A 25,398-nucleotide genomic window follows, 5' to 3' on the forward strand; every position below is an offset into this window, starting at 1 on the left:
CCGGCATCAGTGAAAGGAGTTGATCATGCCTTCCGGATTTGACCCTGCCGCGACGGGATCGCAGCGACCGCCAGGGGCGAATCGGCGCATGGGCGGACGGCCCGTCATGAGCGAAAAGGAAATCGAGGCCTACCTCGTCGCCCGCGACGCCGTGCGCCGGATCCAGCGAGCGACGCCCCTCCTCGCGTCCGTTCAGCGCGGCGGCCTCGTCCGCCGCTGAGGCGGGCCCCTCGGGGGCTCGGTTCTGCCCCTCTTGTGAGCCACGCGGCGCCGTGGTCGAATCCTCCATCGGCCGGCCCGACCCAGAGGGGCATGAAGGACTTCGACGTATTCATCAGCTATTCGCGGCGCGATGCCACCAGCGTTGCGCTGCTGAAGGCCGTCCTGGTGCGTGTCGGCTTGCGCGTGTGGATGGACGATGCCATCCATGCCGGCGATGAATGGCGCAGCGCCATCACAGGCGCGCTGGGCCGCTCGCGCCTCGTCGTGCTGATGCATTCGCGGAACGCCGAGCAATCGGCCGAGGTCGCCAAGGAGATTGCGGTCGCATCCAGCATGAAGCTTCCGATCGTGCCCGTGCGGCTCGAGGAGGTGGTGCCCTCCGGCGCGCTGCTGTACGAGATGGCCCGCTTGAGCTGGGTGGACTGCTTCCCCGCCAGCGAGGCGCGCATGGAGACCATCGCGCTCGCCTTGGTCGATCTCCTCGAGGCCGATGCCGACCCGGCCGCCTCGCGCCGCTTTGCCGACGCCCTGGGTGCGCATCGCTTCCACGCCGGGCTGCTTCGGCGGTTGGCCGGCAGCAGCTTCGCGGTAGGCATCGGCGTGCTGCTGACCAGCGCGCTGCTGATGGTCCTCTACGACCACGCCACCGGCTTCCTGGTGCAGCAGACTGACGCCGGCATGGCGACGCTGCCGAGCATGGCGCTGCTGTTCGCCGCGGTTACGCTGGGTTCGCCACTCTTGCTGTTCGGCGCGCTCGCGCGCCTCGGCCAGAGCGGAGCGCCGCTTCTGGCGCTGCTCGCGGCGCTCAACCTCCTGCTGATCCTGCTTCTGGCGCGCAGCCTGCTGCAACGCGCGTGGCTCCGATGGTCCATCTGGCGCGTCGGGCGACGCGCGCAAAGCGCATCGTGATCGCATCGCGGCGTCGCCACTGTGTCGCCCTTGTCTTGTGCGGGCTGCTGGCCTGCGGTGGCGCGCTCGCGCAGACCGACTGGCGTGGGTTGCTCCACAGTTCGAAGGCGGCCGACCGCGAAGCGGCCTTGCTGCAGCTCGGCGACGCCGGGCTGGCCGATCCCGCCGACCTGCAGGCCGCCGCCGACCTGCTCTCCGACCCGGCAGCCGCCGTGCGCTGGAACGCCATCGCCGCGCTGCGCAAGGCCGGACCGGCCGCCACGCCGGTGCTGCTCGGTCGGCTGGCAGATGGTGGCATCAGTCCGCACGTGGGCAGCTACTTCAACGGCTGTGGACGGTCCCTGTTCGTGCCTTCCGTGGGTGAAGTCGCCGCGGCCACGCTGGCCGCGGCGCCGGATTCCGATGCCGAATTGCTTTGGCGCCGGTTCGTCGACGGCGACGTCGACGATGGCGTCGCGAGGCTGCTGAGCGCCACGCTTGCGAAGGGCCGATACCCACCGCCGACCGATGTGGTGCGGACTTCGCATCGCCAGCGCGCCGCCGCACGCGACCTGGTGTTCGACCTGGCCGATGTCAAGGATCCGCGGACCATCGAGGCGGTTGCAGCGTCCATCGAGGCGGCCGGCACCGACCGGACCGAGGACTTCGATACCGCCGTCGCTCAGTTGCTGGCACGTGCCGGCACGGCCGGCAGCGGCGCGGCACGAAAAGGGCTGGCGTCCAGTCCATTCCCGGAACGATGGCTGGCGGCCTTCGCCAGCGTCGACGGTGCCGACGACGTGGCATTGCAGGCCTTCAACTCGGCCGCAGCCTCGGGCCGAAGCGCGGCCCGAGCCGCCCTCGCCAGAGCGCTCGCGGAGCTCAGGCTGCAAGGCGGCGGGCCCCAGCCCAAGGCGCCGGCCTGGTTGGGCCAGGTGGCACCAGCAGCGATGCGCGCGTTTCTGTCGCAGCCCGTCGGCCCGGGCTCCGTCGACCTCGAGTGGGTGGCGGCTGCGGCCCAGCGGGTGGCGTTGGTGAAGGCCTGGCGGCCTGATGTGATCGACTTCATGGCGAGGACGATGGCCTCCGGAACCGATCATGGCCCGGCAGACCGGGTTGCCGGCGAACTGGGCGCTCTGGCAACCCAGCTCTCTGCCGTGATGGATGAGGCCGAACGCCAGCAAGCCTGGCGTGCAGTGCGCGCGGCATTGAGGACGTCGGAGGCGCCCGCGGCCAGGCTGGCGGCTGTGGTTGCGGGGCTGCCGCCGCCCAGGGCCGCTGACCGCGGTGCGCTGGCACCCCTGCTGGTGCGTGCCGTGCTGGACGGCCGGCTCGCACCCACGGTGCTGCGTCGACCCGGAGCCGGCGCCTTCGGCGAAGCGTCGACGCCCCCTTCGGCCGACGCGCGGGCCTGGCATGCCGCGTTGCGCGCGGCGGTACCGCCCAGCGCGCCTGGACGCGAGCCGATGCGCGCCCGGCTCCTTGCGGAACTGGGCGCCGACGCCCCTGTGGTCCAGCAAGCGTGGCGCGCCGTCGAGACCTCGCCCCGGGCAACCGCGGCCGAGTCGGCCGAGGCGCTGGGACAACTCGCCGCACGTCCTTCGACGCGCGCATGGGCCGTGGCGCGACTGAAGCAGCGGCTGCTGCAGTCAACCGACCCTGTGGCGGCCAGTCACTACGTGCGTGCCTTGTGGGGCCCGACGCTGGATCCCGGTTCGATGAGCTTCGATCCCGAAGAGAGGCGCAGCCGTGCCACGAGCCTCGACGGCGTGTGGGCCCAGATCTCGGAGTTGCCGACCGCGTCGCCCGCGCGCGCCGCTGCGATCCGGGCGCTGTTTCAAGGCAGCAAGCACGACCTGCCGCCCGACGTCTGGTTGACGCGCGCCGTCACGGTGGTGGGAACGTCGGACGCTGCGACGGACACGGCGGTGCTTGCCTATCTGGCCGACGAAGCGCCCGATGTCTCGGCGCAGACGCTGCCCTGCGACATCCACTGGATGTATTCGGATGGCGCCCCGCGCAGGGCTTCGCTCGATCCAGGCCTGCGCGAGCAACTCGCATCGGCGCTGCGCGCTCCGCTGGCAGCCGGCGGGCCGGGTGCCGATCTTGCCCTGCGCGTCTGGCGCGGCTTCGGCCTGCCGTCCAATTCCGATATCGAAGCGCGCGTGCTGCAGGCCGAGGCCGCAAAGGCCTCTGCCTGCCCATTGGCCGGGTCGCGGGCGACGATGGCGGATCTTGCCGCCACGCTCAGCTTGCGGCCGGACGATGCGGACAGGGCCGTTCGCTTTGCCCAGCTTCTGGACGCGCGTTCCTCCATGGTCGCCTGCGGCGCGGTGGCGGCGATCGGCGACATGGGTGCGGACGCGATCCCAGGCGCGGCGTCGATGCTGCGCTATTGGCTGGGTGGCGCAGCAGACGGCCCGCGCCGCATGGTTCCCGAGCGTGCGACATGCGGCAGAGACGAGCCATTCGCCGCCGCCTTCGCAAAGGGTCTCGCCAAGCTCTCGCCGGCTCAGCGCTCGTCGGTGCTCGATCGGGCCTTGGCTGCCGACCTGCCGAGATCACGCCCGGCGGACACTCGACCGCCGCTGGGGCGTGCCGAGCACGCGAAGCCGGGCTGGGCACCCTGGCCCGACGAAGCCGATGCCTGGTCGATGGAGCATGGCCGGCGACCGGACACAGCCAGGCCCCTGCCCCCCGCGTTGGTGACCGCACTCGACGAAGTCGGCGACGCCGGTCTGCTGACCCGCCTGCGGTCGAGCCCGCCCGGCCCCGGTTGGGTGCTGCTGGCCGAATCGCAATGGCTGCGCCAGGAGCCGGGGCCTCGGCGCCGCGACCTGTCCGCACCCGAAGCGCAGCCCCCACCCCATCCCCGGGCGCGCATCGTGCTGGCCGCACTGGCCCCGCACTGGCCCGCGCTCGAGGCTGCGCAGCGCGCGCGACTGTTGCCGCTCCTGGCCGTCGGCGATGCGCGAGACCCGGCGGTGCGGGCCATGATCGACCGCAGCCTGGACAACCCGGGCGCAGGCGAGCGCGCCGCGGCGCTGCGCGTGGCGCGCTCGCTGTGGCCTGGCGACCCGCGCCTGCCTGCACTCGAGCGCGCCGACCTCGTGGCTCGCTCGCTCGCCACGCGACTCGAGCCGATGCTCAACGACGTCTTCGATTCCTTGCGACCTCCGGCCATGATCTGCACCAGCGGCGGCGGCTACGCGACCCTGCCGGCCTTCCCATGGCCCCCGCCCGAGGGATACAGGCCTCCCGAGCCGCTCAAACTCGAATGGTTCGGCCCCCCCGGCACCACCGCTGGCGCATGGTTCCAGCGTGTTCGCGAGGCCTTGCACGCGCTGAGTGCAGACTACGAGACCGGCCTGTTCAGCGGACCGCCCGGCGGCTTCGCGCTGGTGGCGCGCCTGGAGCGCATCGAGGCCGACGGCAAGCCGTTCCCCGGTCGAGCACGCTGGACCACCGAGGGCCGGCCCAAGCTGAACCTGAGCGAACTGCTTGGCGACCTCTTCCTCGAACAGCCCGGGCGTTTTCGCATCGTCGTGTTCGTCGTCACCGACCAGCCGAACTTCCAGCCCGCACCCGGCGCCAAGCTGCCCAACGTGCGCGAAGGAGCAGCCACCATGCCGCCCGAACTCGCAGCGATGCCGATGGATGGCAAGTCAGTCCTGGCGCTGGTCTATTCCTTCGAGCGCCGCCCGGGCGAGCCCATGCGCGCCTGGGTGGAAGGCAGCCCGAGCACATTGCAGCATCTGGTGGCCTCGGGCATCTGGAAGCGCCTGAATCCGCAGTGATGAACACGGCACACGCCAAGGGCGGGCCATCTGCCTCAGGTAAGTCCCATGACCTGCCGCAAAGAGCGCTTGCCTCCCAACCACTGCCGCGTCCCGCCACGGGCCGTCACATGGCTCGCGCCGAGGAAGGCCCTCAGCGAATGGAAATTCCTTGCCGATCGAACCGTGACCGTGTTCGCCACCCATCCGCTTCCCTGAATCTCGTTCTTGACCTCGACCTTGATTTTCAGCAGTTGACCCGAGAGCTCCGGCGGCACCTGGATGCGCATGCTGCCGGTGTACATCGAGGGCCCCGACCCAGGATCGAGCGACCAGGCGATGGCGAGAACCCCGTCGGACCTGACCAGCCAGGACGTGATCACCGGCGCCCAATGGCTCATGGCTGCCCTGTCGCTATTGAAGCGTCACGAGAATCGGAATGAGGCCACGGCCCGACAGCATGGGCGCCATCGCCTTGCCCAGCACGGCACCGGGCGTCAGGTGCGCATCGATGGCCTTCATGGCATGGCCCGGCTCGGCGGAGGTGGTGAGGAGGTCACCGACCTTGATCGGCGCCGAGAACGCTTCGACTTTGCAGTAGACCCGGCCGATGAGGGCCACGGGCGCTCGTCCGGCGCGATTCGTCGGACCCGTCCGCCCGAGGATCATTCCCGGCCGGAAGCTCCCTGCGCCGGACACGACGCCCGCCACGGCATGGTCGTAGGCGGTGCGGCACAGGTCCAGCGACCCGTCGGCTGCTATCACGAGCACGCTCCCCGGCTCCGCGCACGCGATCGACAGCAGTTCGAAGTCCTCGGCGCAATCAGCCCCGCTTAGGATGACGTCTCCCTTGTTGACGAAGAGGTTGCCGTCGTTGATGACGATGCTCCCGTTGATGTCCGATGCCGGCCTTCCGGTGTCCTTGGGAGCCGGACCTTTGTTGACCACCACGGCCCCGTTGAAGACGCCGGCGAAGGTCGCGCCTTGCGCGAACACCGCGACGTCGTTGTCGCTGTAGGCCGTCAGGCCCTGCCCGAATTTAGAAGTCGCAAGAACGCCGCTCGAGTTGTCGCTCTGCCCCACCGCGCCAAAGCCCTTGGGGCTCCAGCCACTCACGCCGCGCTCGGGGCCGTTGCCCTGCACGCCCACGCCTTTGGCGCTGTTGTTCGCGCCGAACACCCCGGCCGCGCCCGGGCTGACAGACAGCCCGAAAACACCCGCGCCGCCGGCACCGCCGCCGGTGGGCGCACTTCGCGCCTCATTGCTCCCGAAGACGCCGACTTTCCCTGAAGCTGTGGTCGAGCCGAAGACGCCGTCTTGTTGCGGATCCGTGTTGAGGTGTCCGGGCATCTTGTCCTCCGGTCGGTGGGAGGGTGCGGATGCTATGCCTCGGCATGCACCGGGTCTATCTGGCTTAAGTAGTACCCAATGGATAGTGACGCAACGAGGCCTTCGTGCCATGCTGGGCGACCTTGCTCTTGACGGGAGAGCGACGATGCAAAGTGTGATTGACCAGGTTCGAAAGCTGGGCTTGCTCGATACCGGTGCGAGGCTCAGCTGCCGCGCACTTGCGCAGCGGGCCGCCATCGCTCCACCGGCATCCTTGAAGAGAGTGCTTGCGGCACTCAAGCCCGAGGAGCTCACGTTCAGCAAGAACGTCGTGACGCCCGCGGGAACGGCGCTGGGTGGTTCGGTGACCTTCGTCTTTCGCAGCGATGGCACTTACACCTTCAAGAGCCACGCGCACGACAGCGGCCTTCCCGACTACGACTTCACCTTCCGGGCACGGTTCGCGGTACCGGGCGGCGTGACCTTGATGGCCCAGCGTACCGGTCATGTCGAGGGAACAGCTTCCGTCTCCCCGCGCCGCAACGACGACCATCGGGAAGAAGGCTTCTGTGCCTACATCAGGGACAACTGGGACCACGTCCGCCTGGGGACCCTGTCGGTGTCCAAGGACTATGCGCCCACCGGCGTGATCGGCTTCGTGCAAGACGCTGCCAAGTTCTTCCTCGAAATCGGAGCAACGGCCGTGGGCGCCGCGGCTGGCGTGATCCTGGCGCTGGGTTCGGAGGTGGGACAGCTCTTCGGCCAGCTCGGCCTGGGTGGCGTCGTGGGCGTGGTGGGGGGCATCGCCGTACTGGCTTTCGGCGGCTCGATCGTTCTCGCGGTGGCGGCGGGCGTCGCCGTCGGCGCCATGACCAATGCATTGGTCAAGCAACGTACTTTGAGCGAGCAAGAGGCGGCGTTTGCAGCGACGGTCTTCGGTGCATCGCTTCCTCCGCGCGAGCGGATCGTTCTCACGAACCTCGCAGGATTGGGCGGACGCGCTTTCACCATGCCGGGCGTCGACGGCCGCATCTACCTGAACCTCGGGACCGCATACGACGCCCCCGGTCAGTACACCAACGAGCACTACGCCAGGCCGGGACAGGTCTTGATCCACGAGCTCGTTCACGCGTGGCAGATCCATCATTCGGCCTTTCTTCCTGGGACCGTCTGCCGAGGCATCGTGAACCAGGCCGACCACCTCGTCGGGGAGAACGTCTACGCCGTGCCTCCACCGGGCATGCCGTGGTCTCGCTACAACCTCGAGCAGCAAGGCGCCATCGTGGACGAGTGGTTCGCCCGGGGCTGCAGGAACGATGACCCTTACTTCGCCTACGTCAGGGACAACGTGCGGACCGGGCGGTTGTGAACGATCGACATGGAGAGCGCTATGAACCAGGACCCGTTTGCAGAGTTGAAGAAGCGGCAGCGTGAGATGTGGGCCTCGTTTGCGCCGACGGCGATGTTCACCACGCCGGTGGCCGGCCACCTCGTGAAGTTTGCACAGGTCGCCCCGGGCGAGGCCGTGCTCGATGTGGGCACGGGGACGGGCGTGGTGGCCCTCACGGCCGCACGGGCCGGCGCTCGGGTCACGGCGCTGGACCTCACGCCCGCGCTGCTCGAAGAGGCCCGCGCGAACGCGCGCATCGCGGGGCTGGAGGACATCGTGTGGACGGAGGGCGACGCGGAGCAGCTGCCCTATGCCGACGCGTCGTTCGACGTCGTCCTCAGTCAGTTCGGACACATGTTCGCGCCGCGGCCCGAGATCACCATCGCGGAGATGCGCCGCGTGCTGAAGCCCGGCGGCCGAATTGCAGTCGCCACCTGGCCGCCGGAGCACCTGATCGGCTGCATGTTCGCCTTGATAGGCCGGTACTCGCCGCCCCCGCCTGCCGGAGCGTCACCGCCTCCGCAGTGGGGCAACCCCGCGACGGTGAAGGAACGCCTGGGCGCGCACTTCGACCCGCCCTTCTTCGAGCGGGGCATCATGGCCTTTCCCGCGCTCAGCATCGAGCACTACCGGCACTTCATGGAACGCTCCATCGGCCCGATGCAGAAGCTGGTCGAAAGCCTTGCGACGGAGCCTGAGAAGCTTGCCACGCTGCGGGACGAGTTTGCTGCGCTGGTTGCGCCGTACTACTCGGACAATGTCGTTCGTCAGGACTATCTGCTGACGCGTGCGCAGGCGCGCTGAGGCAGATGAAGGACGGAGGGTCTTGAATATCGTCATCGCGATCTCGCCTTCGTGGACATTGCTGTAAGAGCGCGTAGCCCGACGACCTGCTACCGGTCCCGAGGCTGCCGCGAAAAGCGTGCGCCTCAGCTGCTCCTGAGCGCCTGCACGGCCCGCCGCAGCGCACTCAGTTTCATCCACGACAGGTCACTTGCACTTTGATAATATGCAAGCAATCGCATCATCTTGATGGAGTGAAAGATGCCTTCTTTGACCATCCGAAACGTGCCTGACGAAGTGCACCGCGCCATCCGGGTACGTGCCGCCCAGCATGGCCGCAGTATCGAGTCCGAGATGCGCGACATTCTTGAAGCGGCCGTGCGCCCGCAGAACCGGTTGAAGCTCGGGTCGATGCTGGCCGCAGCAGGCCGCAAGGTCGGGCTGACCGAAGAGGATTTTGCGATCCTGGAGGGCGCGGGCGACAAGACGCCGGCCAGGGCAGCGAGGTTTGAATGATCCTGCTCGATACCAACGTGGTTTCGGAGCCGCTGCGCCCTGCGCCTGATGCCCGCGTCATTGCCTGGATTGACGCCCAGCCGCTGGAGACGCTTTACCTGTCCACCATGACCGTGGCAGAACTGCGTGCCGGCGTGACGCTGATGCCCGCCGGGCGGCGGCGCGATAAGCTGCACGACTACATCGAGCGGGATTTGCTACCGTCGTTTGCGGGCCGCGTGTTGCCGATCGATCTGGCGTGCACAGCTGCGTATGCCAAGGTCCTGGCAACGACAAAGCGGGCAGGCAGCGGTATCGAGACGGCGGATGCGCTCATTGCTGCCGTGGCGAGCGCCAACGAATTTATCGTTGCATCACGCGATGCCCACCCGTTCCGGACTGCTGGACTGAAAGTCGTCAACCCCTGGGATATGTAGTCCGGCGGCTGCCGGCACGATCACCACCTCAATAACTGTGATGTGCCCGACACCGTGAACTCGGTGACCGCGATCGACAGACCGCTCCGTGTCGGACGGCTGCCTGTCCTGCGATCTGGCCCGCGGCAAGGGCCTCTTGGGGGCATTGGATCGCGGCAGGTCAACGCTCTACTGCTGCAGGCCGCGCGCGACGGCGCAGTCCATGCCTCAGTGAGTCTGTATGTTCCAACCCTCGCAGAATTCAGCGAGCCTGCTCTGAACGCGCTCTGCTAGTCCTGGCTCGATGAGCACTTTCTCTCGAGCCGAGTTGATATGCATGGCAGTCCAGGCGACATCCCAGACCGTGGGTGCCACCACATAGTGACGCTCCTTCAGAAACATGAGCACCGGCGCAAGGTGCCACACAACGGTTGTCCCTGCATGGACCGGAGCAGGAAAGACCACCGAATGCTTCTCGAACAGCTTTCTCATGTTCTGGCGACTCATGCCGAGCATGTTGGCGACATCTGTCAGATTGACAAAGTCGGGACCTGCCTCGATCAACTGCGCACCGGGCAGGCCCCGCTGTGCGTCCCGAACTGCGCTCAAGATGGCTTCCTCTGCGCTCTGAGCCTCGCGCGTGAATTCGAGGCTCACGTAGCCAGGAAGCCCCAACCCTATGAATGCGTCTGTGCAGTCGGCGCTTGCAAGACTGTTCATGATTTCATCGTCGGTCGGCATGGACCGGCCAAGTTTGAATTTCAGTGTGAACTCGTATTCCATGTTCATTGCTCCGCTGGATCGGGCGTGGCGACTGCCGTGGTTTCGACTTGAGCACTTGGCTTCGCATGCTGCGACGTGCAGCCGTCGACGACCTGACGCAATTGCTTCGCATGATTGGTGGGGCTTTTGGGGGTCCCCCAGATCCCCGCCTTGCACCGGGTGCCACATCGACAGTTGCGGTCGTTGTAGGGGCAGTACAGAAACCCCCCAATGCCCCCCTGGCTTGACGACCCAACCATGGCTTTCAGCGTATCGCAGGGCGGCTTCGACGTCTTTGTTCGGATGCGTATTGCGTGTCATGGCTTCTCCCACGCGCAATATACTTGCACGGTTGTCAATTGACAACTTGTTTGATGGATACGGGGAAACGAGCGTGCGTCGGAAGGCACACCGACGCTGCCTACGGGGGGTACGGGGAAGCTGCAATGAACGACATCACACCAATCAAGCTGGACGGCGCGCGCCCTTGCGTTTCAGTGGGCCGACGTCGCCGGAGCCCTCTTTGCCACGCGTGGCATCACGGAGGGGCTTTGGTTCGTCGGCGTCAACCTTAACTTCGCGGGCGCGACGAACGATTGGGCCAATGACGTGACGGGGCAGCGCAGCTCGGCGCCGACCCCTGGTCGGCATTCAGAGCTTGGTGATCGTTCCGGCCAGCGCTCCGGGCCCGATGGTGTTCGACGCAGCGGCCCTCGTTGGCAAGTCCCTCGGGCAGGCCAGCTCCGCCACGCAAGAAACCGCCGCAATCAAGGCCGCGAAGACTGAAGCCAAGAGCACCAAGCGCAAGGCGGCGGTCAAAGCCCAACCGGTGAAGCGCAAGGGGTGAAGATGGGGCGCGCGATGCGCGCAACCCTCATCGCTCGGCATGTTCCAAGCGCGGATGCCCCGCGCGAAAGTTCGCGCCTTGGACCTCATGCTGGCGCCGATGGGCTCAGGACGGAGAAGCGGCACGGCCAGTTGGGCTGGATGGCCGGGGCAAAGGCGTTCTGGTCTGCTCGATCGTGAGCTCGGCAACGAACTCGGCAAAGGGCCTGATGTTCTTGAACGAGCTGGCCTGTTCCAGCGCCTGCATGTATCGCGAGCGTTGCTCCACCGGGATGATGGTCCAGACATAGCCGCCACCCACGAGCATCGCGTTCATCAGGAAGCGGGCCAGCCGACCGTTGCCGTCCATGTAGGGATGGATGTAGACGAAGAGAAAGTGGCCGAGGAGCGCGCGCACCGCGGGATGCTCCTCCGCCTCGATCAGCTCGTACAGGGCCGGCATGGCGTCGCGCACCACCTCTTTCGAGAGCGACACGTGCATCGCGCCGCGGATGAACACCTGGTCGTTGCGCCAGCCGGCCAGGTCCGCGGGTTCGAGCAGGCCCGCCTGCACGCTCGGGCTGAACAGCGCCAGGTACCACGCGGCCATGGCTTCGCGCAGGCGCCGCGGGCGCGCGGCACCTTGGGCGATCGTTGCAGCGATGAAGGCCTTCACCTGCGCATGCGCTTCGAAGTAGCCCTTGGCCGCCATCGCGTCCCGGTGCCCCCGGTCGTCGCCGTCCGGATCCCAGGCGCCGGCGCGGACCTTGTCGATGAGATCGGCCGTGACGCGGTAGCCCTCGATGGACAGCGAGTGGTAGGCGTCGGCCACATAGCGCGCCTCGATCTCGCGCAGCGTCTTGGCGGCGTCGGCGGGCACAGGCCCGGGGGGCGGGAAAGCGTCGATCACGGCGCCGCGCATCTCGGCCCACATGAGGCGCAGGCGCTGCACGTAGGGGGACTCCACGCGCGTACCGGGGAGCGCGGCCGGCGGCCGGTCGAACGGCGACGCTTCGTGCACGGTGTAGCCCGCGGCGCGCATGGTGCTGGTGATCTGGTTGGCGACATCGTCACGCCCCAAAGCCCGGAACGCGCCCGCCAGACGGCCTGCCACGACGGACTTGCCGCCGGCGAGGAGCCGCTCCAGCAGCGGCGCGGCGTCGTTGACGCATGCCCAGGCAGATCGTGGCAGCCAGACGCTGGTGCGGGAAGAAGCCTTCGGCCACCTCCGCCAGCGCGGCCGCCAGGTCGACTACCCGGATGTCGTTGTTGTCTGGATGAGGCGCACTCGGCAGCACCGTCGACGCACGGTAGAGGTACAGCGAGCAACCGAGTCGGTCCGACCGGGAACGCTATCGCGCTGCCGCGACGCCATGCGTTCTGGCCCGGACTTCTTCGACTGAACAACGCGACTTTCCGGTTCTGTCGCGATGGCTAAACACCTCGGCGTACCATCATCTGTTTGATCTTTCCGATCGCCGCAGCAGGGACCAGCCCCTTGGGGCAAACGTCGACGCAGTTCAGAACGTCCCTGCAGCGGAACAGGCGGTAAGGGTCCTCAAGATTGTCGAGGCGCTCTTCGGTTGCTTGGTCGCGGTTGTCGGCGAGGAACCGGTAGGCCTGCAGCAGACCCGCGGGTCCTACGTACTTGTCGGGATTCCACCAAAAGCTCGGACAAGCGGTCGAACAGCAAGCGCACAGGATGCATTCATAGAGGCCGTTCAGTTCATCGCGTGCCACGGGAGACTGCAGCCGCTCGCGATCGGGCGGTGGATCGTCATTGATGAGGTATGGCTTGATCGAGTGGTATTGCTTGAAGAACTGCGTCATGTCCACGATCAGGTCACGGATCACTGGAAGGCCGGGCAGCGGCTTCAGCACCACCGTTCGCGGAAGCGTACGCATGTTGGTCAAGCATGCGAGTCCGTTCTTGCCATTGATGTTCATTGCATCCGAGCCACAGATGCCTTCGCGACATGAGCGCCGGAAGCTCAGACTCGGGTCGGTGGCCTTCAGCTTGATGAGTGCGTCGAGCAACATCCGTTCCCCATCCCCGACTTCGGTTTCGAAGACCTGCATTCTCGGCCTGACATCAACGTCCGGGTCGTAACGGTAAATGCGGAAGGTATGCATCGCGGTCCTTTCGAATCCCAATCCAGAAGCGAACACTGCAAAAGTCGATGATGCTACGGGCCATCGATTGCACAAGCGGCGCGCGCCAGGTCAAACTTGAGGCTCTACAGCCCGTGACGAAAGTTCTACATGCCTGACAAGAATCCAAACTCTAGAGATCGCTCACCTCAACGTCAAACGGTCTCCGCCGGAAGAGGGGGTGATCGCAAGGTGAAGGCGTCAAGCATCCAAGCAAACCTCGCCTCCGACAACGGGCCGGAGATCACCCCGCCTTTGAGCGACGCAGAGCTGGTACAACTGCGCGTTCGCGTCATCGCGCTGGAGAACATCGTGATTGCTCTTCTCGCACAAGCGCCCGAGCGTCACCTGGAGCTTGCCCGCGAGATGGCGGTCTACATTTCTCCTAGGCAGGGTTTCACGCCTCATCCGATGACCGTGCATGCGGCCGCCGAGATGAACAGTCTTGTGAGACGAGCCGATGCTTTCCGAACCGGTGAGCAAGCGGGGTGGGATGGGGCGAAGACCGAGTGAACCGATCCGCATGCCGGCGATGTTGACGGTCTGCTTTTTGGCTCAGAGTCCATGCAGGGCCAGGACCGCTCCGGGCCCTCAGCGCCAGTTCGGAGGAGTCGCCAGGACTGACCCCTCCCGCTGCAAAGCGGCTATCGATCCGCACCCGCAACGCCCGTCTCGGCTGTTCTGCGGCAGGCGACAGGCGGCCGGATCGGTGTGCTGCCGCATGAAATGCGACGCGTGGCGCCTCCTGCACGTGGATATTTTCCTTGGAGACGGAGGCATGCGGATGATGCCGCTAGGTGATCTTCTCGGTTCCCCAAAAGATGCTACTCAAAGGCTGTAGACGCAAAGCAGGCATCCCCGCACTCTCTTCGCCTATGGGACGAAGAGGAACGACACAACGCGCCGTGCGCGCCACGGTGGCAGCGCATCCTGTGCCAACGGCATTGCTCCACCGCATTACTCAGAGAACGCTGCCGCAAGTCCTCCTGGAACCAGAGGACTTCGCATCTGCCGCTGCGCTGGTCCACGCCGGCCACATTCGCGCTTGGATGCAACTCGTCGCCGTCAGGTGGGGCGGCCTGCCCAGACCCGCCGTCGTGGTGAGCGAGATCACTCCTACGGGACGGGCCCTTCTGTCTCGCGCACCTGTTCCAGGAAACGATGCCGACATGATGTCCGCACAGGGAGCCCCTTCTCCAGCCATCAAGATGGCCCGCGACTTCGACAGCGTGTTCGTGCGATACCTCCACGCTCAGGACCACCGGCTGCGTCCCACCCATCACTTCTTCGACCTAACGGCTACCCCCTGCAGGCTCGACCGTGCCAAGGCCTCCCGCTACGCGTCCTCAAGCCTGCCGGCGGGCGCAGTGGGCGAATGGTTCAAGGCCTCTCGACTGCCGCGGAAAAAAGACCTGCAACTGGCGCTCAGCCTCCATCCCTCCACGCTGTCCCGCGCGCCTGCGGAGAAGCCTATGGCACCGGTGGTCACCGAGCGGATGTTCCGGCAGGCCGACCTGTTCGTCCGCGCCGCAGAGGTGTTTGGAGAAGACGGGCCCAACTGGATGATCAAACCCAACCCGTACCTCGAAGGCAAGGCGCCGGCCGAGTACGCCTCCAATGAGTTCGGCGGCGAAAGGGTTCGCACGATCCTGAATACAATCGCGCAAGCGGGTGAAGTTTGACAGTCGGCCGACGGGCGACCGCCATCAACGTACTGCCTTGGCGCGCTGCGCTGCGCGCCGCCGAGCACAAGGCTTCCCCACGAGCTACGGTTGAACCCCACAGCCATCCAGCTTGAACACGCGCGTGGTCGAGGCCGGGAACTTCGCGAGTTTGTCGGCAGGCCGCTTTGGGCGCGGAAGCAACTCGCCGCCGCAGTTGGGACACTTCCCAGCGAGGCGCCCGTCCGCACAATCGCTGCAGAACGTGCATTCAAAGGAACAGATCCGAGCGTCCGGCGAGTCGGCCGGCAGATCGCGGTCACAGCACTCGCAGCCTGGGCGCATTTGCAGCATGGGATGTCCTCAAGAAACCGGGGTAGCGCAGCTTAGTCGAAGAGGGCCGCATCCATGCCGGCCCGCACGAGTCCCTCTTCCGCCCTCCTCAACCTCACCCAAACCGAATCCCCTGCGCCAACGGCAGCTCCGTCGAAAAGTTGATCGTGTTCGTCGTCCGCCGCATGTACTGCTTCCAGGCATCCGACCCACTCTCCCGATCGCCCCCCGTCTCCTTCTCCCCACCGAAGGCCCCGCCGATCTCCGCTCCGCTCGGCCCGATGTTGACGTTCGCCATCCCGCAGTCCGACCCGGAGGCCGACAGAAAACGTTCCACCTCCCGCAGATCGTTCGAGAAGATGCACGACGACAGCCCCTGCGGCACATCGTTGTGGAGCGCGATGGCCTGCGCCAGGTCCTCGTACGCCATGAGGTACAGCAGCGGCGCAAAGGTCTCCCGCCGCACCACCTCGGTCTGCGAAGGCATCTCCGCGATCGCGGGCCGCACGTAGTACGCATCCGCGAAGCGCTCCGCATGCACCCGATCGCCACCGCACAGCAGCCGCCCGCCCTGCCCCTTCGCATCGTCGATCGCACGCTGCATCGCATCGAAGGCCGCCGCATCGATCAGCGGCCCGACCAAGGTGCCCTCCTCCATCGGATCGCCCACACGCAAGCTTTCATAAGCCGGCAGCAAGCGCGCGAGCAGCGCCTCCCGCACCTCGCGGTGCACGATCAGCCGCCGCAGCGAGGTGCAGCGCTGCCCCGCCGTGCCCACCGCGCTGAAGACGATGGCCCGCACCGCCATGTCCAGATCCGCCGCGGGCGTGACGATCATCGCGTTGTTGCCCCCCAGCTCCAGGATGCGCCGGCCGAAGCGCGCCGCCACCCGCGGCCCGACCTCGCGCCCCATGCGGGTCGAGCCCGTCGCCGACACCAGCGGCACCAGCGGACTGTCGACCAGCGCCTCGGCCTGCGCCCGCCCGCCGATCACGATCTGCGCCAGCCCGGCCGGTGCGCGATCGCCGAAGCGCGCGATGGCACGCTCCAGCGCGCGGAAGGTGGCGAGGCCCGACAGCGGCGCCTTCTCCGAAGGCTTGAAGATCACCGGATCGCCGCACACCAGCGCGATCGCCGCGTTCCACGCGAAAACCGCACTCGGAAAATTGAAGGCCGTGATCACCGCCACCGGCCCCAGCGGATGGTATTGCTCCATGATGCGGTGCCCCGGCCGCTCCGAGACGATGGTGCGCCCATGCAGCTGCCGCGACAGGCCGAGCGCGAACTCGCAGATGTCCACGCCTTCCTGCACCTCGCCCAGGCCCTCCTGCACGATCTTGCCGGCCTCGATCGAGATCACGCGGCCGATCGACGCCTTGGCCTGGCGCAGCTCCTCGCCCCACAGCCGCACCAGCTCGCCCCGCACGGGAGCCGGCACCTCGCGCCAGCGGATGAAGGCGTGCTGTGCGCGGTCGATGGCCTGCAGGACGGCGGCGGGCGGCGTCTCGTGCAACTGCGCGAGCTCGGCGCCGTCGATGGGCGATCGCACGCGCAGGCTGCCGCCCGATCGTTCCTCCGCGCGGATGCCGCAGTCTTCGAACAGGCGGGTGCGTTCATCGTGGTTCATGCGCGTGTCTCCTGGCGCCGGCGATGCCGTGCCGGCGCGGGCCAAGTATGGACCGCCTGGCCACCGGCATGCGCGGGCTGCGGCCCCATCGGCGCCGCGTCCGTGGCCTCGCCCAGCGCCGCATAGCAGCGGCCCACGCGGGTGCCAAGGAAGGCCTCCAGCGGCACCTGCTCCTGCCCGACGAAGCCGCGCGCCGGCAGCCGGCCGTTGCGCAGCAGCTCGAAGACACCGACCACGCCGGCGGCGGTGGCCAGTTCGATCGCGGTGCGGTCCACGCCGCGCAGCCGGCCGCCGTGGATGCGCGCAGTCCGGGTGATCTGCTCGAAACGGCCCTGCCGCTCACCGCTGGCGGCGGCGAACACGATCACCACGTCGTCGCGGGTGTGGGGCACCGCGTGCTCCAGCACCTGCCGCAGCAGCGCGCGGCGCTCGACCAGGCGCAGGTCGTGCAGCAGGAAGTCCATGGCGTCGCGGTGGCCGGGGTAGCGCAGGGTCTTGTAGTCGAGGTTGCGCACGCGGCCGGCGAGGGTCTCGGCCAGGGTGCCCAGGCCGCCGGAGGTGTGGAAGGCCTCGTAGGCCTCTCCCTCCAGCACCAGCGTCTCCAGCCCTTCGAGCGGCTGCACCGACACCGGCTCGCCCTGCACGATGGCGGCGCAGGGGTGGCAGTACTCGTTGATCAGCCCGTCGATGCTCCAGGTGAAGGCGTAGCGCAGCCGGTTGGTTGCATGGCGCGGCAGCGCGCCGACGCGCAGGCGCAGGTCCTGCAGGGTGTCGAAGCGGCCGGCCAGTTGCATGCCGAGCATGCCGATCACGCCGGGGGCCAGGCCGCATTGCGGCATCAGCACGGCGGTGGCCTCGGCCGCGAGCGCGCGGATCGCCTCGGTGGCGGCGCGGTCCTCGGTCAGGTCGAAGTAGTGCAGGCCCTGCGCGGCGGCGACGCGTGCCACCTGCGCCGCGAGGTGAAAGGGCAAGGCATTGATCACGGCCTGGTGGCCTGCCATCAGCGCGGCGAGCGCGGCGGTGTCTTCCACGTCGAGGGCAACGCGCTCGATCCACTTGTCGCCGGGGTCGCCGCGCGGCAGCACGCGGTCGGCCAGGGTCACGGCCAGGCGGTGGTACTCCGCCAGCATGTCGGCCACCGTGCCGCCGACCTTGCCGGCGCCCAGCACCAGCACCTTGCGGATGGGGGTTTTGTCGTCGGGGTTCATCGCAGACCTCCTTCACGGTTCGTTCGAAAGCTCGTCGAAGAACTGTAGGAGCGAGGGCTGGCAGGTTGAAGCAGCCAAAGTGTCCGGAATCCAGCGCTTTGCAGCGACAACGATCAGAGCACGCGTCGAATCGCTGACGTGGCCGGCAACGACCGGCGCATTTCTGCCGCCTGGGAGTCTGCGCGGTTGACGGCTTCCGGCTACCTCTCCCGCTTGCGGCAGAGGGCTGGGGTAAGGGGGCGGCCGCGTCGGCGCCTCGACAGCTCATCGCCCACCAGTCGGGGAGGGGTTGGCGTTGCGATGTCATTCATTTGAATTACCATGGCCTGTGTTCCCACCTTCGGAGGCCGCCCATGGCCGCAAACGCATTGGTACAGACTCGCATCGACGCTGAACTGAAGGAGCGCGCCACCGCCGTGCTCGACAACATCGGCCTCACCGTCTCGGATGTGATGAGGATGGTTCTGACACGTGTGGCCAATGAGGGCGCTTTGCCTGCGGGGCTTGTTGTGGACGCTGCGGCCCATGACGCCTGGTTCCGGGCCAAGGTGCAGGAAGCCTTGGATGATCCGCGTCCCGCCGTCTCGCATGAGAGAGTTGAAGCCCATTTTGCAAAGCGCCGCGCAGCTTCGTTGCTCAAGGCGGGCAAAGGCAAGGCGTGAGGATGGAGTGGTCGCCATTCCCGGCGAACTGACAGACCTGCTGTGAAAGGGCGACAGCCTTGTTTCGGTCGCCCACTTAGAGAAATGCGCCGGGTCCACGGAAGGCTACGCACACGAGCGGCACATTGGGGCTGAAATCAAACCGCTTTCGCTGTCGACGAGCCCCGCACCATCAGCTCCCCCGGGAGCAGGATCTGCCGCGGCGGCGACTCCAGCCCCTTCAACCGCTCGATCAGGCAGGTGGCTGCGGCACGCCCGATCGCATCGGTGGGCTGCGCGATGGTGCTGAGTCCCGGGCCGATCAGCGGTGCCCATTCGGGATCGTCGAAGCCGACGAAGCCCAGCTCGACGCCGAACTGCCAACCCAGGCGCGCCATGGCCGAGGCCACGCGCAAGGTGACGACGGCGTTGCCGGAAAGCACGGCGGCGCGGCGCCCACGCTTGGCGCGCTTGCGCAGGGCCTGCAGTGCGGCGTCGAGTGCGTCGGTATCGTCGCCGCTGCTTTCGAAGACCTCGCCGGCCACGCGCGGCTGGTGGGCCGCGATGCAGTCGCCGAAGGCCGCCGTACGCTCGCGCCGCGAGCTCACGCCCCGCAGCGGCTCGGTGATGTAGAGCAGTTCGCGGTAGCCGCCCTCCACCAGGTGCCCGCACGCCGCCTTCATCGCGGCGCGGTTGTCCAGCGAGACGAAGTCGGTGTGCATGTCGGGGTGGCGCCGGTCGACCAGAACCGCGGGCTTGCCGTGCAGCGCGTCGGGGTCCACGAGGCCGGTGCCGCGGCCCAAAGTGTTGAGGATGAAGCCGTCCACCTGGTAGCCGGCCAGCGCGTCGATGGCCTCGTGCTCGCGCTCGGCGTCGTTGCCGAGGTTGAACAGCATCACCAGGTAGCCGGCCTCCTGGCAGGCCTTTTCGGCGCCGCGCAGCACGGCCACCGAATAGGGGTTGGTGATGTCGGCCACGATCAGGCCGATGAGGCGCGAGCGGCCGTGGCTGAGCGCCTGCGCCATCGGGCTGGGGGTGTAGGCCAGCTTGGCGACGGCCGCCTCGACCCGCGCCGCGATGTCGGCGCTGAGCAGGCGCTCGCGGTGGTTCAGGAAGCGCGAGACCGTGGCCTTGGAAACGCCGGCCTCGCGCGCGACGTCGGCAATGGTGGCGCGGGCTGCCTTCTTCACGCGAAGGCCGTGTCGTAGACCGCCAGGGGGCGCTCGCCGGCGAGCGCCTTCAGCAGGTTGGTGGTGGCCAGCTCGGCCATGGCGTGACGCGTCTCGTGGGTGGCCGAGCCGATGTGCGGCAGCGGGGTCACGCGCGGGTGGGTGCGCAGCTGCGAATCCATGGGCAGGGGCTCGGTGGCGAAGACGTCCAGCCCGGCAGCGCGCAGGGTGCCGCGGTCGAGGGCGTCGAGCAGCGCGGATTCCTGCACGGTGGCGCCGCGGCCGCCGTTGATGAAGATGGCGCCGGGCTTCATGCGGCCGAAGACGCGGGCATCGACCATGCCGCGCGTGCTGTCCGACAGCGGCAGCATCGCGACCACGATGTCGGCGCGCGCCAGCAGTTCGTCGAGCGGGGTGTGCTGCGCCCTGCCCTGCAGTTCGGGCGCCTGCCGCGCCAGGTCGACCGGGCGCCGCGCGTGGTAGAGCACCGGCATGCCGAAGCCCAGGGCCGCGCGCCGCGCGATGGCCTGGCCGATGCGGCCGAAGCCGAGCAGGCCCAGCGTCTTGCCGTGCACGTCGAAGCCGAACAGCTCTTCGCCGATGTTTTTCGTCCAGCGGCCCTCGCGCACGAGGTTGGCAAGCTCGACCACGCGCCGGCTGGTGGCCATCAGCAGCGCGAAGACGGTGTCGGCCACGGTTTCGTCGAGCACGCCGGGCGTGTGGCACAGCAGGATGCCGCGCGCATGCAGCGCGGGCAGCGCATAGTTGTCGACGCCGACGGAGACGCTGGAGATCACTTCGAGCTGCGGCGCGCGCGCGAGCAGCGCATCGTCGACCGGGAAGCTGGAGCCGATCAGGCCCTGGGCCTCGGGCAGCGCGGCCTCGAAGGCAGGCAGTTGCGCCGCGATGCGCGGATTGGCCACCGTGACCTCGTGCTCGGCCTGCAGGCGCGCCAGTTGGTCATCGGGCAGCTCGCGGAAGACCAGGACCTTCTTGCGCATCACAACCCCGCTTCGTTCAACTCGGCCCGCGTCGGCAGGCCTTCCGTGTCGCCCAGCACCTGCACGGCACGGGCGCCGATCCAGGCCGCGCGCCGCACGGCCTCGGGCACGCTGCGGCCCTCGAGCAGTGCGCTGACCACGCCGACCGCGAAGCCGTCGCCGGCGCCGACGGTGTCGATCACCTTCGCCACCGGGAAGCCAGGGACGCGGCCGGTGCCGGCGGTGTCGCTGTCGTAGTAGGCGCCCTCGGCGCCGAGCTTGACCACGACCAGCTTCGCACCCCGCTCGCGGTAGAAGCGGGCCACGCCCTCGGGCGTGTTCTCGCCGGTGAGCAGCAGGCCCTCTTCGATGCCGGGCAGCACCCAGTCGGCGCGCGCGGCGAGCTCGTTGATCCAGTGGCGCATGGTCTCGGTGGAAGACCACAGCGTCGGGCGCAGGTTGGGGTCGAAGGAGATGCTGCGGCCGGCCGCGCGCATGACGTCCATGGTCTTGAGGGCAGCCTGCAGGCTGGTGTCGGAAATGGCCGCGAACACGCCGGTGGCGTGCAGGTGGCGTGCGCAGCGCAGCCAGGGCTCGTCGACGTCGGCCGGGCCCATGTGGCTGGCGGCCGAGCCCTTGCGGTGGTACTCCACCGGCGGATCGCTGCCGTCGGTGACGCGGCCCTTGAACTGGAAGCCGGTGCGCTGCGAGGGGTCGCTGATCACGTGCGAGCAGTCGATGCCCTCGCCCTGCATGGCGGCCAGCAGCGCGCGGCCCATCGAATCGGTGCCGAGCCGGCTGGCCCAGCCGACCTTCAGGCCCAGGCGCGCAAGACCGATCGCGACGTTGGTCTCGGCGCCGGCGGTGCGCTTGTGGAAAACGGTGGCGTTCTCGATCGGGCCGGGTTCATCGGCCACGAGCAGCAGCATGGCTTCGCCGAACAGCGCGACATCGAAGGTGGTGTCAGTCATGAAAAGCCTGGCAGGGCACGGATCTGCGCGACCTGGTCGCGGGTGACGGCGAGCAGGTCGTCGCCGGCCAGAGGATATTCGATGGCGTGCGGCACGTCGCCCGGCAAGGCGCGCAGCACGGCGCGCCAGGGCGCGACGGATTCGGCCAGCGGCACGGCGACCCACTTGGCGGGCAGCCGCTGCACGCCCTTGCAGTGCACGTAGCGCACGCGCGAGGCCAGCGCCTCGGCCGCGCGCAGCGGGCATTCGCCCAGCCAGTGCCAGTTGCCCATGTCGAAGGTCATGCCGAGGTCCAGGCCGGCCTGCTGCTGCGCGTCGAAGAAGCGCAGCAGCGCGTCGAGGGTGCCGGCCTGCACGGTCTGGTCGTTCTCGATGAGCAACTCCACCGGCTGGGCTTCGAGCAGGGCCTTGAGCTTCGCCAGGGAGAACTGGGAGGGCGGTCCGAAACCGCCGATGGACATCTTGAGCCGGTGGGCCCGCAAGGCCGACGCAGCGGCCAGGCCCCGCGCGAGCGCGCCTTCGTCGAGGCTGCCGTCGGCGGCCCAGAGGCCTTCGGGACTGGAGTACACCGCGGCCAGGCCTGCGAGGGCCGCGAGTTCGGCCGCCGGCTCGCGCAGCAATTCGCCGCGCACTTCCACGCTGTCGGCGCCCGCTTCGAGCGCCAGCCGCGCGCACCACAACTGGCCATGCCGGCCCACCTCGGCCGCACCGAAGGACGACAGAGAGATCAGGACAGGGGGCATGGTGTCAGTGGGCTTGGTGGGAGCTGAGGATCTGGCCGAGGAATTGCCTCGTCTTCTCGTGCTTGGGTTGGGCGAAGAACTCGCCCGGCGGGGCCTGCTCGACGATCTTGCCGTCGGCCATGAAGATCACGCGGTCGGCCACGCTGCGCGCGAAGCCCATCTCGTGCGTGACGCACAGCATGGTCATGCCGTCCTCGGCCAGCCCGATCATGGTGTCGAGCACTTCCTTGACCATCTCGGGGTCGAGGGCGGAGGTCGGCTCGTCGAACAGCATGATCTTCGGGCTCATGCACAGGGCGCGGGCGATCGCCACGCGCTGCTGCTGCCCGCCGGAGAGCTGGCTCGGGTACTTGTGGGCCTGCTCGGGGATGCGCACGCGCGAGAGGTATTTCATCGCGACCTGCTCGGCCTCTTCCTTCGACATGCCGCGCGAGCGCATGGGCGCCAGCGTGCAGTTCTGCAGGATGGTGAGGTGCGGAAACAGGTTGAACTGCTGGAACACCATGCCGACTTCGGCGCGCACCGCGTCGACGTTCTTGCCGCCGGCCGTGAGCTCGATGCCGTCGACGACGATCTTGCCCTTCTGCACCGTCTCCAGGCGGTTGATGCAGCGGATCAGCGTGGACTTGCCCGAGCCCGAGGGGCCGCAGATGACGATGCGCTCGCCGGTGCGCACGGACAGGTCGATGTCGGTCAGCACCTGGAAGGTGCCGTACCACTTGTTCACCGCCTCCATCCGGATGATGGAGTCGGCCCCGGCGTGGGTGGCGATGGGGTCGGTCATGGAGCGGTGCTCAGTTCAACTTCGGCAGATCCGTTTGCAGCCACTTGTTGTAGAGCTTGTTCAGCTCGCCGTTGGCGGTGTTCTTGGCCACGAATTCGTTGACGTTCTTCAAGAGCTCGTCCTGGCCCGGGCGCATGGCGATGGCCATGGCCTGCTGCACCAGGGTGAACTTGTTCTCGAAGGTGTTGGCCGGCACGCGCTTGGCGATCTGCGCGGCCACGGTGACGGAGCAGCCGATGGCATCGACCTGGCCCGAGATCAGGGCCTGCATGGCCGAGGCGTCGTCGTCGAAGCGGCGGATCTCGGTGCCTTCCGGCGCGGCCTTGGTCACGGCCACGTCCTGCGTGCTGGCACGGGCCACGCCCACGCGCACGCCCTTGAGGTCGGCCGCACCCTTGATGTTGGCGCCGGTCTTGCCGTAGAGCACGATGGTGGCGGCCGCATAGGGCTGCGAGAACTGCACCTGCTTGGCACGCTCGGGCGTGACCGCCAGCGAGGCCACCAGCAGGTCGACCTTGTTGGTCAGCAGGAAGGGAATGCGGTTCGGGCCGGTGACGGGCACGATGTTGGCCTTCACGCCCCAGTCCTTGGCCAGCAGCTTGGCCACGTCGGCGTCGTAGCCGTCGGGCTGGTTCTTGGCGTCGGTGGTGCCGTAGGGCGGGAAGTCGACCAGCATGCCGATCGTGACTTCGCCCTTCTTCTTGATGTCGGCCATGGTCTGGGCCGAGGCGAGCGGTGCGAAGGCGGTGAGCGCGGCGCCCAGGCCGAGGGCGGCGAGGGCGGCACGGCGGGTGGTGAAGAGGGTCATGTCAGGGTCTCCTTGGATGGGGCGGGAACGGGAAGGCGGAACGACGAAAAAGGCGAAGAGGGATCAGCGCGCGAGAGCACGGGCGCGCTTGCGCTCCATGTGGCCGGCCAGCAGCGACAGCGGCCAGCAGATGGCGAAGTAGATGGCCGCGACAGTGGTGAACACGTACAGCGGCTGGAAGGTCGCGTTGTTGATGATCTGCCCGGCCCGCGTGATCTCGGTGAAGCCGATGATGGCGGCCAGCGAGGTGCCCTTGATGATCTGCACCACGTAGCCCACGGTGGGCGGCAGCGCGATCTTGAAGGCCTGCGGCAGCACCACGTCGCGCATGCGGCTGGTGTAGCTCAGGTTGAGCGCATGCGCCGCCTCGGTCTGGCCGCGCGGAATGGCCTCGATGCAGCCGCGCCAGATCTCGCCGAGGAAGGCCGCGCTGTTGAGCACCAGCGCGATGCCGGCGGCGATCCACGGGTTGATGTCGAAGCCGATCACCGGCGCGCCGAAGAAGATCAGGAACAGTTGCAGCAGAAGCGGCGTGCCCTGGAACACCTGGATGAAGGCGGTGGACAGCGCGCGCGCCACGCCGTTCTCGGAGGTGCGCGCCAGCGCGATGATCAAACCGAGAATGGCGCCGCCGATGAAGGCGATGAGGGACAGCGCGAGCGTCCACCTGGCCGCCTCGAGAATGAAGAGGAAATCGGGAAAACCGAAGGTACGCATGATCGAAAGGCCCTCTTCAGCGGCGGTCCGGGTAATTGAGCGTGCGCCGGTAGATCAGCTTGAACAGCGCCGAGAACGCGAGCGCCAGCGCCAGGTAGATGCCGGCCACCACGATGTAGATCTCGAAGCTGCGGAAGGTCTGCGACTGCAGGTTGGCGGCGACCGAGGTCAGGTCGTCGGCGGAGATGACCGACACCACCGCCGAACTCAGCATCAGCAGGATGAACTGGCTGGTCAGCGCCGGGTAGATGGCCTTGAGTGCCGGCTTGATGATGACGAAGCGGAAGATCTCCCAGCCCTTGAGGTTGAGCGCCCTGCCCGCCTCGATCTGCCCCTTGGGGATGGACTCGATGCCGGCGCGGATGATCTCGGTGGCGTAAGCGCCGAGGTTCACCACCATCGCGGTGAGCGCGGCCGTGTAGGGCGACCAGCGCAGGCCGATGGCCGGCAGCGCGAAGAAAAAGAAGAACAACTGCACCAGGAAGGGCGTGTTGCGGATCACCTCGATGTAGGCATTGACGATGAAGCGCAGCCAGCCGGGCCCCGAGGTCTTTCCCCAGGCGCAGAAAATGGCGACCACCAGGCCCAGCAGCGTGGCGACGAGCGAGAGCTGGATGGTGATCCAGGTGCCCTTCAGCAGCAGCGGCCAGGCGGCGAAAACGGCGTCGAACTGGAATTGGTAGTTCACGGGAAAGATTCGGTTCGTATGGGTGCACGCC

The 25,398-nt window shown here is 67.7% G+C and carries 26 protein-coding genes; 10 read left to right on the plus strand and 16 right to left on the minus strand.

Features of this window, described 5'->3' with window-relative positions; all coding sequences use genetic code 11:
- Positions 1-312 precede the first annotated feature (312 nt).
- Positions 313-1,131, plus strand: a complete 819-nt coding sequence (locus tag ABEA07_RS24310; RefSeq protein WP_345541097.1) for a toll/interleukin-1 receptor domain-containing protein — start codon at positions 313-315, stop codon at positions 1,129-1,131.
- Positions 1,128-4,907 (plus strand): hypothetical protein, encoded by a 3,780-nt coding sequence (locus tag ABEA07_RS24315; RefSeq protein WP_345541098.1) that lies wholly within the window; start codon positions 1,128-1,130, stop codon positions 4,905-4,907. The genes ABEA07_RS24310 and ABEA07_RS24315 overlap by 4 nt, the downstream gene beginning before the upstream one ends.
- Before the next feature lie 35 nt (positions 4,908-4,942).
- Here the strand turns inward: ABEA07_RS24315 and ABEA07_RS24320 are convergent, their stop codons facing one another.
- Positions 4,943-5,287, minus strand: a complete 345-nt coding sequence (locus ABEA07_RS24320; RefSeq protein WP_345541100.1) for a hypothetical protein — start codon at positions 5,285-5,287, stop codon at positions 4,943-4,945.
- A gap of 13 nt (positions 5,288-5,300) precedes the next feature.
- Positions 5,301-6,236, minus strand: coding sequence for a hypothetical protein (locus ABEA07_RS24325; RefSeq protein WP_345541101.1), 936 nt, complete (start codon positions 6,234-6,236; stop codon positions 5,301-5,303).
- A gap of 109 nt (positions 6,237-6,345) precedes the next feature.
- Between ABEA07_RS24325 and ABEA07_RS24330 the strand changes: the two genes are divergently transcribed.
- The 4 genes from ABEA07_RS24330 (at position 6,346) to ABEA07_RS24345 (ending at position 9,320) form a co-directional block, all read left to right on the plus strand.
- The gene (locus ABEA07_RS24330) at positions 6,346-7,584 is read left to right on the plus strand and encodes a hypothetical protein (RefSeq protein ID WP_345541103.1); all 1,239 of its coding nucleotides are present in this window, start codon (positions 6,346-6,348) and stop codon (positions 7,582-7,584) included.
- Positions 7,585-7,605: 21 nt separating this feature from the next.
- On the plus strand, positions 7,606-8,409 hold the full coding sequence (locus ABEA07_RS24335; RefSeq protein WP_345541104.1) for a class I SAM-dependent methyltransferase: 804 nt from the start codon (positions 7,606-7,608) through the stop codon (positions 8,407-8,409).
- Positions 8,410-8,649: 240 nt separating this feature from the next.
- Positions 8,650-8,904 carry a FitA-like ribbon-helix-helix domain-containing protein gene (locus ABEA07_RS24340; protein ID WP_345541105.1) on the plus strand — a complete coding sequence of 85 codons (255 nt, stop codon included), beginning with the start codon at positions 8,650-8,652 and terminating at the stop codon, positions 8,902-8,904.
- Positions 8,901-9,320, plus strand: coding sequence for a type II toxin-antitoxin system VapC family toxin (locus ABEA07_RS24345; RefSeq protein ID WP_345541106.1), 420 nt, complete (start codon positions 8,901-8,903; stop codon positions 9,318-9,320). Before ABEA07_RS24340 ends, ABEA07_RS24345 begins: the two co-directional genes overlap by 4 nt.
- Before the next feature lie 207 nt (positions 9,321-9,527).
- On the opposite strand, the gene ABEA07_RS24350 is transcribed toward ABEA07_RS24345, so the two are convergent.
- Positions 9,528-10,082 carry a helix-turn-helix transcriptional regulator gene (locus ABEA07_RS24350; protein ID WP_345541107.1) on the minus strand — a complete coding sequence of 185 codons (555 nt, stop codon included), beginning with the start codon at positions 10,080-10,082 and terminating at the stop codon, positions 9,528-9,530.
- A 637-nt stretch (positions 10,083-10,719) separates the two neighbouring features.
- Here ABEA07_RS24350 and ABEA07_RS24360 point away from each other — a divergent pair.
- On the plus strand, positions 10,720-10,908 hold the full coding sequence (locus tag ABEA07_RS24360; protein ID WP_345541109.1) for a hypothetical protein: 189 nt from the start codon (positions 10,720-10,722) through the stop codon (positions 10,906-10,908).
- 105 nt (positions 10,909-11,013) lie between these two features.
- Here the strand turns inward: ABEA07_RS24360 and ABEA07_RS24365 are convergent, their stop codons facing one another.
- Together ABEA07_RS24365 and ABEA07_RS24370 are read right to left on the minus strand one after the other, a co-directional pair.
- Positions 11,014-12,000: a Fic family protein gene (locus ABEA07_RS24365; protein WP_345541110.1), complete on the minus strand. Its 987-nt coding sequence runs from the start codon at positions 11,998-12,000 to the stop codon at positions 11,014-11,016.
- A gap of 320 nt (positions 12,001-12,320) precedes the next feature.
- The gene (locus tag ABEA07_RS24370; RefSeq protein WP_345541111.1) at positions 12,321-13,019 is read right to left on the minus strand and encodes a succinate dehydrogenase iron-sulfur subunit; all 699 of its coding nucleotides are present in this window, start codon (positions 13,017-13,019) and stop codon (positions 12,321-12,323) included.
- Between the two features lie 129 nt (positions 13,020-13,148).
- Between ABEA07_RS24370 and ABEA07_RS24375 the strand changes: the two genes are divergently transcribed.
- A complete protein-coding gene (locus tag ABEA07_RS24375) occupies positions 13,149-13,550 on the plus strand; it encodes a hypothetical protein (protein WP_345541113.1) in 402 nt (133 codons plus the stop codon).
- Positions 13,551-14,206: 656 nt separating this feature from the next.
- Positions 14,207-14,719 (plus strand): antitoxin Xre/MbcA/ParS toxin-binding domain-containing protein, encoded by a 513-nt coding sequence (locus ABEA07_RS24380; protein ID WP_345541114.1) that lies wholly within the window; start codon positions 14,207-14,209, stop codon positions 14,717-14,719.
- An 84-nt stretch (positions 14,720-14,803) separates the two neighbouring features.
- Here the strand turns inward: ABEA07_RS24380 and ABEA07_RS24385 are convergent, their stop codons facing one another.
- The 3 genes from ABEA07_RS24385 to ABEA07_RS24395 form a co-directional block, all read right to left on the minus strand.
- Positions 14,804-15,052 carry a DUF1272 domain-containing protein gene (locus ABEA07_RS24385; protein ID WP_345541115.1) on the minus strand — a complete coding sequence of 83 codons (249 nt, stop codon included), beginning with the start codon at positions 15,050-15,052 and terminating at the stop codon, positions 14,804-14,806.
- A 94-nt stretch (positions 15,053-15,146) separates the two neighbouring features.
- Positions 15,147-16,658 carry an L-piperidine-6-carboxylate dehydrogenase gene (gene amaB / locus ABEA07_RS24390; protein WP_345541116.1) on the minus strand — a complete coding sequence of 504 codons (1,512 nt, stop codon included), beginning with the start codon at positions 16,656-16,658 and terminating at the stop codon, positions 15,147-15,149.
- The gene (locus ABEA07_RS24395) at positions 16,655-17,866 is read right to left on the minus strand and encodes a saccharopine dehydrogenase family protein (protein WP_345541118.1); all 1,212 of its coding nucleotides are present in this window, start codon (positions 17,864-17,866) and stop codon (positions 16,655-16,657) included. The genes amaB and ABEA07_RS24395 overlap by 4 nt, the downstream gene beginning before the upstream one ends.
- A 353-nt stretch (positions 17,867-18,219) precedes the next feature.
- Between ABEA07_RS24395 and ABEA07_RS24400 the strand changes: the two genes are divergently transcribed.
- Entirely contained in the window at positions 18,220-18,528 is a 309-nt protein-coding gene (locus ABEA07_RS24400; RefSeq protein WP_345541119.1) for a type II toxin-antitoxin system RelB/DinJ family antitoxin, read from the plus strand.
- Positions 18,529-18,665: 137 nt separating this feature from the next.
- Here ABEA07_RS24400 and ABEA07_RS24405 read toward each other — a convergent pair whose 3' ends face one another.
- From ABEA07_RS24405 to ABEA07_RS24440, 8 genes are all read right to left on the minus strand, one after another.
- Entirely contained in the window at positions 18,666-19,697 is a 1,032-nt protein-coding gene (locus ABEA07_RS24405; protein ID WP_345541120.1) for a LacI family DNA-binding transcriptional regulator, read from the minus strand.
- The gene (locus ABEA07_RS24410) at positions 19,694-20,677 is read right to left on the minus strand and encodes a 2-hydroxyacid dehydrogenase (protein ID WP_345541121.1); all 984 of its coding nucleotides are present in this window, start codon (positions 20,675-20,677) and stop codon (positions 19,694-19,696) included. The genes ABEA07_RS24405 and ABEA07_RS24410 overlap by 4 nt, the downstream gene beginning before the upstream one ends.
- Complete coding sequence (locus ABEA07_RS24415) at positions 20,677-21,627, minus strand: sugar kinase (protein WP_345541122.1); 951 nt, start codon at positions 21,625-21,627, stop codon at positions 20,677-20,679. The genes ABEA07_RS24410 and ABEA07_RS24415 overlap by 1 nt, the downstream gene beginning before the upstream one ends.
- Complete coding sequence (locus ABEA07_RS24420) at positions 21,624-22,370, minus strand: sugar phosphate isomerase/epimerase family protein (protein ID WP_345541123.1); 747 nt, start codon at positions 22,368-22,370, stop codon at positions 21,624-21,626. The genes ABEA07_RS24415 and ABEA07_RS24420 overlap by 4 nt, the downstream gene beginning before the upstream one ends.
- Before the next feature lie 4 nt (positions 22,371-22,374).
- On the minus strand, positions 22,375-23,154 hold the full coding sequence (locus ABEA07_RS24425) for an amino acid ABC transporter ATP-binding protein (RefSeq protein ID WP_345541125.1): 780 nt from the start codon (positions 23,152-23,154) through the stop codon (positions 22,375-22,377).
- A 10-nt stretch (positions 23,155-23,164) separates the two neighbouring features.
- Positions 23,165-23,962, minus strand: coding sequence for a transporter substrate-binding domain-containing protein (locus ABEA07_RS24430; RefSeq protein ID WP_345541127.1), 798 nt, complete (start codon positions 23,960-23,962; stop codon positions 23,165-23,167).
- A 63-nt stretch (positions 23,963-24,025) separates the two neighbouring features.
- The gene (locus ABEA07_RS24435; protein ID WP_345541129.1) at positions 24,026-24,679 is read right to left on the minus strand and encodes an amino acid ABC transporter permease; all 654 of its coding nucleotides are present in this window, start codon (positions 24,677-24,679) and stop codon (positions 24,026-24,028) included.
- Positions 24,680-24,695: 16 nt separating this feature from the next.
- Positions 24,696-25,367, minus strand: coding sequence for an amino acid ABC transporter permease (locus ABEA07_RS24440; protein ID WP_345541131.1), 672 nt, complete (start codon positions 25,365-25,367; stop codon positions 24,696-24,698).
- Between the last annotated feature and the right edge of the window lie 31 nt (positions 25,368-25,398).

The organism is Variovorax defluvii, from assembly GCF_039541515.1.
Lineage (GTDB): Bacteria > Pseudomonadota > Gammaproteobacteria > Burkholderiales > Burkholderiaceae_C > Variovorax > Variovorax defluvii.

Bases quoted from the DNA above. Each gene is read 5' to 3' on its own strand.
- ABEA07_RS24310 (WP_345541097.1), top strand. From the start codon at position 313: ATGAAGGACTTCGACGTATTCATCAGCTATTCGCGGCGCGATGCCACC.
- ABEA07_RS24320 (WP_345541100.1), bottom strand. From the start codon at position 5,287: ATGAGCCATTGGGCGCCGGTGATCACGTCCTGGCTGGTCAGGTCCGAC.
- ABEA07_RS24325 (WP_345541101.1), bottom strand. From the start codon at position 6,236: ATGCCCGGACACCTCAACACGGATCCGCAACAAGACGGCGTCTTCGGC.
- ABEA07_RS24330 (WP_345541103.1), top strand. From the start codon at position 6,346: ATGCTGGGCGACCTTGCTCTTGACGGGAGAGCGACGATGCAAAGTGTG.
- ABEA07_RS24335 (WP_345541104.1), top strand. From the start codon at position 7,606: ATGAACCAGGACCCGTTTGCAGAGTTGAAGAAGCGGCAGCGTGAGATG.
- ABEA07_RS24340 (WP_345541105.1), top strand. From the start codon at position 8,650: ATGCCTTCTTTGACCATCCGAAACGTGCCTGACGAAGTGCACCGCGCC.
- ABEA07_RS24345 (WP_345541106.1), top strand. From the start codon at position 8,901: ATGATCCTGCTCGATACCAACGTGGTTTCGGAGCCGCTGCGCCCTGCG.
- ABEA07_RS24350 (WP_345541107.1), bottom strand. From the start codon at position 10,082: ATGGAATACGAGTTCACACTGAAATTCAAACTTGGCCGGTCCATGCCG.
- ABEA07_RS24370 (WP_345541111.1), bottom strand. From the start codon at position 13,019: ATGCATACCTTCCGCATTTACCGTTACGACCCGGACGTTGATGTCAGG.
- ABEA07_RS24375 (WP_345541113.1), top strand. From the start codon at position 13,149: ATGCCTGACAAGAATCCAAACTCTAGAGATCGCTCACCTCAACGTCAA.
- ABEA07_RS24380 (WP_345541114.1), top strand. From the start codon at position 14,207: ATGATGTCCGCACAGGGAGCCCCTTCTCCAGCCATCAAGATGGCCCGC.
- ABEA07_RS24385 (WP_345541115.1), bottom strand. From the start codon at position 15,052: ATGCTGCAAATGCGCCCAGGCTGCGAGTGCTGTGACCGCGATCTGCCG.
- amaB (WP_345541116.1), bottom strand. From the start codon at position 16,658: ATGAACCACGATGAACGCACCCGCCTGTTCGAAGACTGCGGCATCCGC.
- ABEA07_RS24395 (WP_345541118.1), bottom strand. From the start codon at position 17,866: ATGAACCCCGACGACAAAACCCCCATCCGCAAGGTGCTGGTGCTGGGC.
- ABEA07_RS24400 (WP_345541119.1), top strand. From the start codon at position 18,220: ATGGCCGCAAACGCATTGGTACAGACTCGCATCGACGCTGAACTGAAG.
- ABEA07_RS24410 (WP_345541121.1), bottom strand. From the start codon at position 20,677: ATGCGCAAGAAGGTCCTGGTCTTCCGCGAGCTGCCCGATGACCAACTG.
- ABEA07_RS24415 (WP_345541122.1), bottom strand. From the start codon at position 21,627: ATGACTGACACCACCTTCGATGTCGCGCTGTTCGGCGAAGCCATGCTG.
- ABEA07_RS24420 (WP_345541123.1), bottom strand. From the start codon at position 22,370: ATGCCCCCTGTCCTGATCTCTCTGTCGTCCTTCGGTGCGGCCGAGGTG.
- ABEA07_RS24425 (WP_345541125.1), bottom strand. From the start codon at position 23,154: ATGACCGACCCCATCGCCACCCACGCCGGGGCCGACTCCATCATCCGG.
- ABEA07_RS24430 (WP_345541127.1), bottom strand. From the start codon at position 23,962: ATGACCCTCTTCACCACCCGCCGTGCCGCCCTCGCCGCCCTCGGCCTG.
- ABEA07_RS24435 (WP_345541129.1), bottom strand. From the start codon at position 24,679: ATGCGTACCTTCGGTTTTCCCGATTTCCTCTTCATTCTCGAGGCGGCC.